A 12,719-nucleotide genomic window follows, 5' to 3' on the forward strand; every position below is an offset into this window, starting at 1 on the left:
CTGGTTTTTGCCAGAAGGAATAAAAAAACCTGCTCCCGAATAAAGGAACAGGTTTTGCAAGTTTCAGAATTTCAACAAATTAAAGCTCCCCAATGAAAGGCAGTCTTTCAGTGATCGCTAGAAGAATGGTATTCTGAACGTAGTTTTCCAACTGGACAAACTTCGCTGCGTTGATCGCACCGATAGATTTCTTTATTTTTTTATAATGCTTGGCAGTGAGACCGTTGAGACCTGCATTGTTTTTCATGGCCTTCATCGCCAATGCATCCGCGTCTGCTTCAGTAAGTTTCGGCAACTTTTCAAGATATTCATTGATGATAAATACTCTTTCCTTCATCAGCTCTCTTCTTTCTACTTCATAAGCTTCATAGACTGGCCAAAATGGGGAATCTGCAGGCAGTGCCATATACTGCTCTACCAATGCACGCTTTTCCATTCCAAAAGCAGATTGGATAAGTTTGATCTCATCGTTGATTTGCTGTGCATTGCTGATCAGAGGAAGAGCAAAGAAAATCAATAGGGCAAATAATTTTGTTTTCATAAGAGGTTTTTAAATTAAAGATTAGATTGTGTTTTTTATTTGTTAAAATTCAGCATTACAAAACCTAGGTTAAATCCCATCATGGAATGTGCCCGCATGTCGGTGTTTTCGAAGGTCTGATAATATTTTGAAGACAATTTGATGCCGACATAGTCACTCAGTTGATAAATGGCACCTATTTCAGGACGGATGATAAATTGCCTGGCTTCGGTTTTTTCCACAAATATGCCCATACTGACTGTCTGCGTATTGATCCCAAAACCGGCCCCCATGGCTATGAATGGTTTAAAGGATTTATCGGCATTGAAAATGTAGATGGCAGATGCCATTATTGGAGTGATTTTGAGGTACCTGTATTGCATTCCACTCAGAGAGGCTGTTCCCTGTTCAAAAATTTGGTCTGGAACTTCCTCATAGAAATTCATCGTACCAAATTCAACACCGTATCCAAAATTGTTTTCATTCATTTTATAGAATTCAAAATTCGCTCCACGGCCTGTAAAATTACCGGTAAAATCTGCCGTTGTGCCCAAAGGCAAAGCAGGTGCAAAATTAAGTTGAATCATCGTCCCCTGTCCAAAAACCTGGATTGAGGACAGGCTGATCAATAACAAGGTGAGGTATATGTAGAATTTCATAAAATCACTTTTGGATGTAAGGGGATTGGATAAATGCTTGATTGATTCCTGCTACAGCCCGATCTGTATTGCTTGTCTGAGAACCTGTCAATGCGCCGTTGACAATAACCACCCAATCTACTTCAAGCTCATTGGTCGAACTGGTTCCTCTCATATTGACCATTTGAACAACCAAAGAATTTGTAGAAACTGAAGTCACAACCAAAGGCTGGAATCCCGGATAACGCCATCCAAATCCAGTTCCAATATTTGGAATCCACCATTCCCAAAACCACCAATTGTAATCAAATAATAAAGAATTACTTTCAGGTACATATGGAAGAATGATAAAATCAGGATCTGAAAATTGATTGACCTGAGTATATCCCCGAGACAACATATTTGCACGGATAGCTCCAAGAATACTTCTTCCGGCTACAAAATCTATGAAAGGCGGCTGTTGCCCTTGAGGAGGAGGGTTTTCGCTGATAATTGGGACATTTTCAGGTATGGCGAAAGTAGTCCCTTGGGCAAAATCAAAGTCAGGGTTGAAATTGGTGTAGACGACATCAAGCGTGGTGACGTCTTCAGGGAGATCAGGTGCGCATCCAAAAGATGCCATCAACCCTAAGACTAAAGCTAAGCAAGGGAAATTGAACTTCATTACTGGTTGGGAATTTTATATAATAAAAACAGTGGATCAAATGTATGAATAGTTTTTTGGAAAATCCAAAACAACAGAATTTGTGATGGTCATTCGTGAGAATATTTCAGGAATATTGGCAGGATTAGAGGTATTGGAAATTTAATTTATAATTTGCAACTTCATAGTGAAGTAACCATAAAATGATTTTAGTATGGAAGTAGCCCTCGATTGGAAAAACATTTTTTACGTATTTTCGCAGTTTGTCGGGTTTTTGGTGGGGTTGGTTTTGATTTTTTTTGGGTTCCGAAAAAACCGACAAAACATACTTCTTGGTTTTAATTTCTTAGTTTTAACCTACAGTTCTTTTATCATCTGGCTCATTACTACCTCTTACTTTGTGTACTTTCCACAGTTGTATCGGACAGGTAATTTTACGGGTCTTTTGTTTATGCCCATGATGTACCTGTACATCAGGATGGTGGTGACAGGCAAAAAACTTCAATGGAAGGATGCGCTGCACCTGATTATTCCTTTGGTTTTTTTAGTGGATTATTGGCCTGTTCTGGTTTTGGATAGTGCTGATAAATTGGCGCTTATCCGGTCAGAAATATCCAACCCTGCATTATTTACCGCTTTCAAACAATCAAGGTTTTTTCCTGCCAATTTTTACACACCGTTTAGGTCATTTGTTCTTTCGATTTATTGGCTCCTTTCGGTGTATTTGGTTTGGCAAGGAACCAAGAAAAATGACAAAGAAGGTTTTGCAAAAGAATGGTTTGTATGGATTCAGGTTTTTTTGGTATTGGAATTTTTTGTCTTTTTCCCCTTTTTCTTGTTATTCTGGACGGTAGATCCCATCACAACCTTTCATTTGGTCCATATTGCCATAGTACTTCTGAATTTGTCCACTGCGTTTTCTCTTTTGTTTTTCCCAAAAATCCTTTACGGTTTGGATAAAGAATTATTTGTAAATCAGCTTAAGAAGCAAAAGTCCAAAACTGAAATCATGGACAATATTTCAGTGGAAAAATCCACCGAAATTGAGAAAAAAATAAAAACAGCGCTCGAAGAAAACAAAAGGTACCTGCAGCACGGCTATTCTATACATGACCTGTCTGAGGATACAGGGGTTCCAACCTACCTGCTAACCATGTACATCAATAAGGTTTTGGATTCCAGTTTTACAGACCTGATCAATAAAAAAAGGATAGAAGAATGCTGTCTGCTGATGGCTTCAGGGAAATACTCCCATTTGGCAATTGAAGGATTTGCTACCCTTTGTGGGTTCAACAACCGTAATTCATTTTCGTTGGCTTTCAAGAAGTTTAAGGATATGTCTCCCTCTGCCTACTACAAAGTCAATTCGATTAAGTAACCAACAAATCCTTTCTACTTCCTTCTGTTGGGATTTTGGAAATACTATTAACATCCTCAAGATCTTCTAATTCCGCCAAATTAGTTCACTTAAGAGATTGTATACTCTTAATTGATGTCATTTCAAAGTTGAAAAAAGAACAGCCAATATTTTGTCATATTTTACAAAATTTCGATAGTTTCGTACAGAGTTAAGGTTTCATAGTTTCATTTTACCCTTCCGTTGACTTAATTTTATGGAAATCACCGCAATAAACTTATTTTTTCTTTTCACGATGTTTATTGGGTCTTTGGTGGGTTTGGTTTTGATTTATTTTGGGTTCCAAAAAAACCGCCATAATATCCTTCTTGGGATCAATTTTTTATTGCTTACCTACATGTCTTTGATTGTATGGCTTATTACTTCCGGATATTATTTTCATTTGCCATTTATTTACAGGACGGGTAATTTGGCAGGATTCCTGTTTATGCCATTGATGTATATGTATATCCGAATGGTTCTTACTGGAAAGGCACTGGCATGGAAAGATCTTATTCACTTGCTGCCATTTCTGGTCATTTTGTTGGATTTTTGGCCTTTATTCATGTTGGACAATGTAGAAAAACAGGTATTAATCCATTCAGAAATTTCCAATCCGGTTTTGTTTACAACCTATACCCAAAGCCGATTTTTTTCTTTTGATTTCTACACACCGTTTAGGTCAGTGGCTTTGGCGTTTTATTGGATACTTTCTGTTGCCCTCGTTTGGGCCAATACAAAAAAGCATGATATAAAAGGCTTTGCCAAAGAGTGGTTTGCATGGATTAAGATTTTTTTGGGATTGGAATTATTGGTCTTTTTTCCTTTCCTTCTTTTATTTTGGGCGATAGATCCCTTGACAAATTTTTTTATGGTTCATCTGACGATAGTTATTTTAACCATTGTTACAGGTTTTTCTTTGGTGTTTTTCCCAAAAATCCTTTACGGGATGGACCAAAACCTGTTTGTGGAGCAATCCATCAAGAGCAAGCCTGAAAAGAATGAAACACTTTCTGAACAAAAGACCAGAGAGATCGAATCAAAACTTGATTTGGTCCTAACAAAAGATAAAAAATTTCTCCAACACGGATACTCTATCCATTCTTTGGCGGCCGATACTGATATTCCTGTGTATTTATTGACGCTATATATCAACCACCACCTCAACACAAATTTTTCAGATTTGATCAATCAAAAGAGAATCGAGGAATCCTGTAAGCTGATTCAATCAGGGAAGTTTGAACACCTTTCTATACATGGTCTCGCAGAAATCTCAGGGTTCAATAACAGAAACTCATTTACCCTTTCTTTTCAAAAGTTCAAAAATGTTTCCCCTTCGGCTTTTATCAAATCTGCAAAGGCAAAAACATAGAATATATCTCGCCAATTTTGTACAAAGATTGGCATCTAAGTCCTTTCAACCTTCCTTTCCATCTAATGCCTCGGTAAATTTAAGGGTTAATTTAAACTTATAACATATAGAAAATTTATGGGCACAAATCCAGTAAATAAAATCCTACTGATTCCGTTTTTGATGGTTGCATTGTTAACCCAAATCAGTTGTAATAACCAGAGTACCGAAACTACAGACGCCGAAACTTCTGGATCCGATTTGGCGGTGAGTGACCACTTCGATGCAAAGGGGAAAGGTCCATCCAAACACACCTTGGCAATATGGGAGAATTGGAAAAAGACTTTGCCATTTGAAGATAAAAGGGATTTTGAAGAAGCCCAAAAAGGCTTTATTGCCGCACCGGACTTCAGACAGATAAAAAATGCCGAGGGTAGGGTTATTTGGGATATAGGCAGGTACGATTTCCTTTTGAAAGAACAGGATTACCAAACAATACACCCGTCTCTGCAACGAATCGCCACGCTTAATATGGGTTACGGTTTGTATAAAGTTTCGGATGGTATCTACCAAGTCCGTGGCTTCGATTTATCCAATATGACCTTGGTTGAAGGAAAGACAGGTTGGATTCTAATTGATGTCTTGACTACTAAAGAAACATCGGCTGCAGCCTTAAAATTTGCTAACGAGCAGTTGGGAGAAAGGCCTGTCAGGGCGGTGATATATTCTCATACTCACGCTGACCATTTCGGAGGTATAAGGGGAGTTGTCAATGAGGAAGATGTTATTGCCGGTAAAGTGAAAATCATTGCTCCAGAAGGATTCATGAACTTTGCAGTATCTGAGAACGTGATCGCAGGTAACGCGATGAATAGAAGGTTGTTTTATCAATATGGCGTGCTATTGCCTGTAAGCCCTTATGGGCACGTAGACCAAGCTTTGGCCAAGAATGTTTCTTCCGGAACACTGGGCTTAATAGCTCCTACTATTTCAATCAGGAAACCTGTCGAAGAACTCGTAGTTGACGGGCTAAGGATGATCTTCCATAATACCCCAAACACTGAGGCACCTGTTGAAATGAATACTTACATCCCTGAGAAAAAAGCATTGTGGATGGCTGAGAACGTTACTGCCACAATTCACAATATATATACCTTAAGGGGGGCTTTGGTACGGGATGCATTGACTTGGTCCAAAAAAATATCTGAGGCGCTCTATATGTTTGGAGAGGAAGCTGACGTCATGTTTGCATCACACCATTGGCCAAGATGGGGTAATGAAAGGGTACAGGAAGTTCTACGTGCACAGCGTGATACCTATGGTCATATTCACAATACTGTTTTGAACCTGGCCAACCAAGGGGTGACAGTCAACGAAGTTCACAATGTATACGAAGTGCCCGCAAGCTTACAGAAGCAATGGTCCGTACGTTCTTATCATGGTTCTGTGGAGCATAACAGCCGGGCCATTATCAACAGGTATTTAGGCTATTGGGATGCCAACCCACTGACTTTAATTCCGATGCCGGAAAGAGAATCTGCACCGTTATTTGTTGAAATGATGGGCGGGTCCGGACCAATTATCGAAAAGGGTAAGGAACTTTTCGAAGAAGGAAAGTATAAGCATGCTGCCGAGCTTTTAAATAAATTGGTATTTGCAGAACCGGAAAACCAGGAAGCCAAGGACCTTTTGGCGGATTGTTATGAGCAGATAGGATACCAACAGGAAAGTACAAGTGTCAGGAACAGTTTCTTGGCAGGTGCCTATGAGCTTCGAAACGGTATCCCTGGGGGCGAAATGCCTAAATCTGTTACTCCGGATATTATCCGTGCCATGAGCACTGAAACCTGGCTGGATTTTCTTGGTGTCAAACTCAACAGCAAAAAGGCAGAAGGAATCAACTTCAAGATGAACATCATTACCCCTGACAACAATGAAAAATTCTTAGTCGAGCTTAGCAACTCTACACTGTCGAACCTTAAAGGGTTTACCGCTAAAAATGCTGACCTCACGCTGACCTTGAATCGCACAGACCTTAACCTGGCAATGATGGGCGTCAAAACCTTTGAAGATTTATTGAAAGAAGGAAAGGCTAAAGTAGAGGGGAATCCACAGATTCTTGCCCAATTGGTAGGCATGTTGGATGAATTTGATCCGAGATTTGAAATCCTCCCCGGTACAAAGAAAGACAAATTCCAAACAGCCAAAGGTGACGGGGGATTTGATGAGCCTGCTTTTGTTGAAGATTGATTTTTTATTTTCGTCTCCAACCGAATATTTCTTTGGTGGTAAAATGATTTCCTAAAATGAATCACTGGTTCATTTTAGGAAATCTTTCGCTATTGGAGAGTTTCACTTCAATTCTTGCAATGATTGGTTTAATAGGTGCAATAATTTTTGAAATCCCAAATCCTTTGCTCCTATATTTAATTGTTCAAAATTATATTCCCATCAAAAATGAAAAAATCCCTTACTGTTGCATTGTTATTTGGTTTCCTGTTTTTTAGCCCTCTAGTTACATTTGGTCAAGAGGAAGAGAAGGCTCCCGAAAAAGTAGAGAAAAAAGAAAAGAAAGTTGATATTACGATTTTGCCTGTAATAGCGACCAACCCCACTGTCGGGGTTTTGTTTGGCGTATTGCCGGGTCTGAATTGGAATATGGGAACTCCGGAAGATACAAGAAACTCTACAGCTCTGATTGGTATTTATTATACTACGCTGAATCAGCTGTTCACCTCATTTAGATCCAACGCATTCACAAAAGGCGACGGCTTCAATCTATTGACAGATATAAGATTTAACCTCAACTCCCAGCCAACATATGGCCTTGGGTCAGAGATTCGAAGCCCCATAGTGGGTGATGGGGGAGGTGTCAACGATTATCCTTATCCACCTATTCCCGCTAATGAACAGATGGCATTCAATAATTTCAGGTTGTATCAGACTGTTCAGAAAAGGCACAAGCAAACCAATCTGTTTTATGGGATCGGTTACCATTTGGATATCTTTTGGAACATTGATGACAAGCAGCTTGACCTCGATGCCGAACCACAAAGAATTACCCACCACTACCGGTATCAAACCCTAAAAGGAATCAGTACCGAAAAATATTCACAATCAGGTCTTTCACTGAACACTACCTTTGATAGCCGGGATAATGTTGTAAACCCCTATGAAGGTCAATTGGCGGCTGTTTCTTTAAGGCTTTTTCCTGAGTTTCTTGGAAGTACAGTCAGTGCTTCACAGTTGTGGATGGAATACCGTACTTATGTAAACATGGATAAGAACCGCGATCGTAATATATTGGCTTTTTGGACATATGGATGGTTTGTTACAAGCGGCACTTCACCTTACCTTGCATTGCCGGCCATCGGATGGGATATGTTTGCCCGTTCAGGACGACCATTTACACATGGAAGGATAAGAGGAGAGGACCTGATGTATGCAGAAACTGAATGGAGGTTTCCATTGCAAAGAGATAAGAATAAGTGGGGGGGCGTCCTATTTGTGAATACTTCTACCGCAAGTAGCAGAACTGAAGACATTAGTCTGGCAAGTAATTTTGTATTTGGATATGGAGGAGGCTTGAGATTTATGATCAATGAGAAGAAAAGAGTTAATCTGGGACTTGATTATGGTTTTGGTACAAACGGTGCACAGGGATTGTTCCTCAACCTCAATGAATACTTTTAACAAAACAGTGGCTTCTAGATAATTGATTTATTATTTGTTTGATTAAGGGTAGAAGGGTGAAAAACATTCCAAGGTCCGGGTACATAAAGTTGGGGTCGGTTTCTTTGTTAATGCTGGGCAATAACCATGTTGATGCAATGAAACCCCTGGACGGGAAAAGTATCAAAGTGAAAACGGCCAAAAGGATGTTTTTCCCCTTTTTTATTTTTCTATTTGTAGGGCTTCAGGTTCAAGCCCAATCCAATAAACCCCAATACTGGTTCACTTATAACCACACCGGAAGATTTGCTGACAGGTGGAGTTATGGCTTTGACCTTAATCACCGTACCAACGGAATCATTCCTTTCAATTCCAGTCTGAGTGCAGCAAGGATGGGGATGAATTACCATACCAAAACAGGATTCAGAATTACTGCAGGGTATGCCTGGTTTGGGACTTTTGTGCCCCAACAAGAACGTATCTGGCTGCACGAAAACAGGCTTTATGAACAGGTTCAGTACAGCCACACTTCCGGTAAGGTCAATTTCACCCACCGCATCCGGATCGAACACCGGTGGAGACAATTGTTTACCGATGCGGCTTTGGATGAAACAGAAGTATTTCTCACAAACCGGTACCGCTACCTCATCCAATTGGATGGCCCGATAGCGAGAAGACCTGATAGACAGACTTCTTTTCGTTGGCAGGTGGCCAATGAGTTTTTTATCCATAACAAGGAGGAAATAGGGTATATGCTTTTTGACCAGAACAGGACATTGGCAGGAGTATTGATTTCGCCTTCCAAAACCGTCAGTTTGGCGGTACTTTACCAACTTATCTTACAGCAGCAGCCCTTTCTCAAAGAAACCCGTACCATCAATTCCTTTAGGATCACACTTTTTCACCAACTCGATTTCAGAAAAATAAAGACCATGAAGGTGGAGGAAATCCCGGTAATTGATTGACAGTTTTTGATTTTCCAACTTGTAAATGACAGGTGAATTATTTTTGTAGGTTTACTGTACAATTAAGACCTTCATTTTTTCAAATACATGGCTTTTTAATTTGGTTGAATATTCATTAATTGAAAAGTTATTCATCCGAATAATTTAAGCAGGAAATTCTCAACTAAATGGAAATAAGTTTTGATGCTATCACCTTTGCTCATTTGGCCGCTGTCATAGTGGGGATAGTATCTTCTGCGGTTATTCTTTATTTCGGATTCAAGACCAATCCTGTCAATCAACCCTTGGGTATAGGGCAGCTAAGCATTTCTCTGGGAATTTTTGTGAGTTTCTCCCTTGTTTCACAATTGATTGTCTATTGGCCTTTTCTGTACAGGTTAGGAAATGTGTTTGTCCTGATTTTTATCCCGATGCCTTATTTATATACAATTTTCCATACCAAGAATAGGCTTTGGCGTTGGTACGACATGCTGCATGCGATCCCGCTTTTGATTTATTTGGTGGATTATTGGGATGTGTTGTCGTTATCTTCTGCACAAAAGACTGAACTCATCCTTTTAGAAATCAATGATTTGGACCTTTTGGGAAAATTCAATCAAGGGAGGTTTATCGGTCCGGGTTTTCACCAAGAATTCCGGACAGTACTTTTTAGTCTTTATTGGGTGGCACAGGTTATTATTTTAGTCCGATGGGTAAGAAGTCAATCATTTTTGACCCATGAAAACAAGGTTTGGAAAAATTGGATGATTCTTTTTCTTGGTTGCCAATTTTTTATGTGGTTTCCTTTTTACCTTACTGTTTTTTGGCTGGACAAATTGACCACCTACCACATCGTCAACTCCTTCTCAGTGGGATGGGTGATGCTTTCAAGTCTTTCCCTTTTCTTTTTCCCTTCTTTGCTCTATGGGAAGCCCTTTGAAGGAGGTGATAGAATCTCCAAGTTGACCAAAGCCCTTAAGAAAACTCCTATATCTGAGGGAGATGAAAAAAGATTAGAGGAAGTCATGCGGTCGATAGAAACACTTATGGCTGACAATCGGCTATTTTTGAAACCAGGGTACACCATCAATGATTTTTCGAAGGAAATCCATATTCCCGTCTATCAGATTTCAAAAAGTCTGAATACATTTCAAGACCTGAGTTTTATAGATTTTATAAATAAGAAACGCGTCCAATATTGCGTGCAAAAATTGGAAAAAGGTGAATGGTCAAATTTTACCATTGAGGCGGTTGCCCATGAATGTGGCTTTAATAACCGCAATTCATTTACCAATGCTTTCAAAAAATTTCTTGGGACCTCCCCATCTGAATACAGAGAAAATTTTCATAAGTCCTAGAGTTCAATAATCAGCCTACGGCCACGCTCGGGAAATAAATCAGCCGATTTTTTTAGATACCAAGTCGTTAGTATTCGCCATTCTTGATTGAATACATGCCAGCACATTTAGCCTTACAAGATGACTTGACTTATTTTTGAGTTGTAGCCATCATGAAACCTCTTGTTAGGTTGGGTCAATTCACCATACCATACTTTTCTGCCCAATAATTAGTAATAGCAGTTAAACAAAATTTACATTCCAAAATACACCATGAAAAAACAGATTCTTTTAGTATTGATAGTGGCCGCCTTCCAACTAACCCAGTTACAGGCGCAATCAACCCTCAATTACCCCGGTCGCTATATGGGCAGGGAGGATGTGAAGACAATAACAGCTCCCAATGGAGCGGTGGCCGATGCCGGTTTTGCTCAAACACTGCAATTGATTTACCCCCAACCGACCGTTGAAAAGACTGCCGATGGGATTTGGGTGATAGGTGGGTATTCCATTACCAATGTGGTAGTGATTGAATCTGATGAGGGTTTAATTGTTATTGATACGGGTGATTCTAAAGAAGAGGGAATTAAACTGAGAGAAGTAATCCGGGAAAACATCAGTAAAAAACCCATCATTGCAGCCATTTATACCCACTCGCACTACTGCATGGGCACAGGCGTGATGGTAGATGATCCGAAAACAGCCATCATTATTGGTCACAAAAGACTTAACGAAACAGTTCAAAATAATTTTATGTCGGGAGGTGCCATTGCACAGATTCCTGAATTGGGACCGGTTTTGACAGCAAGGCAGTTGATCCAATTCAGTAATTTTCTTCCTGATACAGGTGCTGATGGCCTTCTTGGTCAAAGGTACCGCATCAAGGAAAATGCGTATTTGCCTGCCAATAAAATAGTTGATGATGGTGAAATAGTAGAAATTGGCGGAATAGCCTTTCAATTTTTTACGGAATATAGGTCTGACGATTTTAACCTTACCGTATGGTTACCAGAGCAAAAAGTAGTCATGAACAACTTCTATTGGCCGGGAACACCCAACCTTTACAGTATCAGAGGCGCTTCTTACAGAGATCCTAGGGAATGGAGAAATGGACTTCAGGTTATCAGGGATTTGAAACCTGAAGTGATGATGAATACCCATGCGAAGACTGTAAAAGGAAGCAAAGAAGTTTTTGATGCGATTTCCAACTACATGGATATGGTTACGCTGGTGTATGACCAATCCCTCAGAGGGATTTTGCATGGTTTGGGACCTGATGAATTGAGGTATTTTGTCTATCAGCCCAAACACCTGGCATCTTTTCCCAACAATGCACAGGCTTACGGTGAAGTCCCTTGGTTTACTCCTGCTGCATTTTACCACCAAATGGGTTGGTTTGACAGAAATCTTTCCACCCTGCACAAACTACCTCCTGTAGAAGAAGCACAGCGGACAGTTGCATTGATGGGAGGAAGAAAAAAAGTATTGCAGGCAGCCAAGGCTTCATTTGCCAAACGTGAACTGGCTTGGGCAGCTCAACTTGGAAATTACCTGTTTACCATTGACGCTAAAGACACCGAAGCCAGAAAATTATTGGCCGATGTATACAGGGCTATGGGCCAAACTTCCTTGAGTGTAATAGGCCGTTCCTTTTTCTTAAGTGAAGCGCGTGCACTCGAAGGAGAAGTGCAGATTCCTAGGGTAGTGCCACCTAAGCAGGATATCATTGCTGCCAAACCCACTTTTTTTGTGGACATGTACAGGGTGCGGATTGATCCAAAAAAATCAGAAAATACCGAGAAGATGGTGGTATTCAATTTCTCTAATGGTACCACGGCCGGCTTACACGTTCGTAGAGGCATAGCTGAATTTGTTCCCAATCCTGCCAACCATTACAGGCCAGCAGATTTAACGTGTACAGTGGATACCAAAGCCTGGGCGGATCTTTATCTCAACGCTACCACTTTGGATGAAGCTGCCAAAAGCGGCGGGGTTAAAATGACCAAAGGAAGTATGGAAGATTTGAAGGCCGTTATGGATTTCTTTGACAAGTTTGATCCGGCTAAAAATTACACCATTCCAACTACCAATGCGGAGGACCAATTTTGAGCGTAAGAATTAATTATCAGTATTTCATTTCTAGAAGGATTATTGCCGGATTTTTAATTCGGCAGTAATCCTTTTTCATTTAACGCTCCTAAATATTGTTAATCCTAGT

General features: G+C 40.1%; 10 protein-coding genes. 7 read left to right on the plus strand and 3 right to left on the minus strand.

What is annotated here, in order from left to right; all coding sequences use genetic code 11:
• Window positions 1–79: 79 nt before the first annotated feature.
• From DQW11_RS00180 to DQW11_RS00190, 3 genes are read right to left on the minus strand one after another with little or no spacing between them, the layout of a single operon-like run.
• A complete protein-coding gene (locus DQW11_RS00180; RefSeq protein WP_113921985.1) occupies window positions 80–541 on the minus strand; it encodes a hypothetical protein in 462 nt (153 codons plus the stop codon).
• Between the two features lie 35 nt (window positions 542–576).
• On the minus strand, window positions 577–1,179 hold the full coding sequence (locus DQW11_RS00185; protein WP_113921986.1) for a hypothetical protein: 603 nt from the start codon (window positions 1,177–1,179) through the stop codon (window positions 577–579).
• Between the two features lie 4 nt (window positions 1,180–1,183).
• Entirely contained in the window at window positions 1,184–1,822 is a 639-nt protein-coding gene (locus DQW11_RS00190) for a DUF4136 domain-containing protein (protein ID WP_113921987.1), read from the minus strand.
• 193 nt (window positions 1,823–2,015) lie between these two features.
• Between DQW11_RS00190 and DQW11_RS00195 the strand changes: the two genes are divergently transcribed.
• From DQW11_RS00195 to DQW11_RS00225, 7 genes are all read left to right on the plus strand, one after another.
• Window positions 2,016–3,179 (plus strand): helix-turn-helix domain-containing protein, encoded by a 1,164-nt coding sequence (locus DQW11_RS00195; protein ID WP_113921988.1) that lies wholly within the window; start codon window positions 2,016–2,018, stop codon window positions 3,177–3,179.
• Window positions 3,180–3,414: 235 nt separating this feature from the next.
• The gene (locus DQW11_RS00200) at window positions 3,415–4,569 is read left to right on the plus strand and encodes a helix-turn-helix domain-containing protein (RefSeq protein WP_113921989.1); all 1,155 of its coding nucleotides are present in this window, start codon (window positions 3,415–3,417) and stop codon (window positions 4,567–4,569) included.
• A 117-nt stretch (window positions 4,570–4,686) separates the two neighbouring features.
• Window positions 4,687–6,798, plus strand: coding sequence for an alkyl/aryl-sulfatase (locus DQW11_RS00205; RefSeq protein ID WP_113921990.1), 2,112 nt, complete (start codon window positions 4,687–4,689; stop codon window positions 6,796–6,798).
• Window positions 6,799–7,005: 207 nt separating this feature from the next.
• Window positions 7,006–8,241, plus strand: a complete 1,236-nt coding sequence (locus tag DQW11_RS00210) for a BamA/TamA family outer membrane protein (protein WP_113921991.1) — start codon at window positions 7,006–7,008, stop codon at window positions 8,239–8,241.
• Window positions 8,242–8,378: 137 nt separating this feature from the next.
• Complete coding sequence (locus DQW11_RS00215; protein ID WP_232826636.1) at window positions 8,379–9,185, plus strand: DUF2490 domain-containing protein; 807 nt, start codon at window positions 8,379–8,381, stop codon at window positions 9,183–9,185.
• 167 nt (window positions 9,186–9,352) lie between these two features.
• Window positions 9,353–10,522, plus strand: a complete 1,170-nt coding sequence (locus DQW11_RS00220) for a helix-turn-helix domain-containing protein (RefSeq protein ID WP_113921993.1) — start codon at window positions 9,353–9,355, stop codon at window positions 10,520–10,522.
• A gap of 252 nt (window positions 10,523–10,774) precedes the next feature.
• Window positions 10,775–12,610 carry an alkyl sulfatase dimerization domain-containing protein gene (locus DQW11_RS00225; RefSeq protein ID WP_113921994.1) on the plus strand — a complete coding sequence of 612 codons (1,836 nt, stop codon included), beginning with the start codon at window positions 10,775–10,777 and terminating at the stop codon, window positions 12,608–12,610.
• The last annotated feature ends 109 nt before the right edge of the window (window positions 12,611–12,719 follow it).

The sequence above is a fragment of the Cognataquiflexum aquatile genome, from assembly GCF_003316845.1.
Lineage (GTDB): Bacteria > Bacteroidota > Bacteroidia > Cytophagales > Cyclobacteriaceae > Cognataquiflexum > Cognataquiflexum aquatile.

Bases quoted from the DNA above. Each gene is read 5' to 3' on its own strand.
- DQW11_RS00180 (WP_113921985.1), bottom strand. From the start codon at position 541: ATGAAAACAAAATTATTTGCCCTATTGATTTTCTTTGCTCTTCCTCTG.
- DQW11_RS00220 (WP_113921993.1), top strand. From the start codon at position 9,353: ATGGAAATAAGTTTTGATGCTATCACCTTTGCTCATTTGGCCGCTGTC.
- DQW11_RS00200 (WP_113921989.1), top strand. From the start codon at position 3,415: ATGGAAATCACCGCAATAAACTTATTTTTTCTTTTCACGATGTTTATT.
- DQW11_RS00215 (WP_232826636.1), top strand. From the start codon at position 8,379: ATGAAACCCCTGGACGGGAAAAGTATCAAAGTGAAAACGGCCAAAAGG.
- DQW11_RS00195 (WP_113921988.1), top strand. From the start codon at position 2,016: ATGGAAGTAGCCCTCGATTGGAAAAACATTTTTTACGTATTTTCGCAG.
- DQW11_RS00190 (WP_113921987.1), bottom strand. From the start codon at position 1,822: ATGAAGTTCAATTTCCCTTGCTTAGCTTTAGTCTTAGGGTTGATGGCA.
- DQW11_RS00205 (WP_113921990.1), top strand. From the start codon at position 4,687: ATGGGCACAAATCCAGTAAATAAAATCCTACTGATTCCGTTTTTGATG.
- DQW11_RS00185 (WP_113921986.1), bottom strand. From the start codon at position 1,179: ATGAAATTCTACATATACCTCACCTTGTTATTGATCAGCCTGTCCTCA.
- DQW11_RS00225 (WP_113921994.1), top strand. From the start codon at position 10,775: ATGAAAAAACAGATTCTTTTAGTATTGATAGTGGCCGCCTTCCAACTA.
- DQW11_RS00210 (WP_113921991.1), top strand. From the start codon at position 7,006: ATGAAAAAATCCCTTACTGTTGCATTGTTATTTGGTTTCCTGTTTTTT.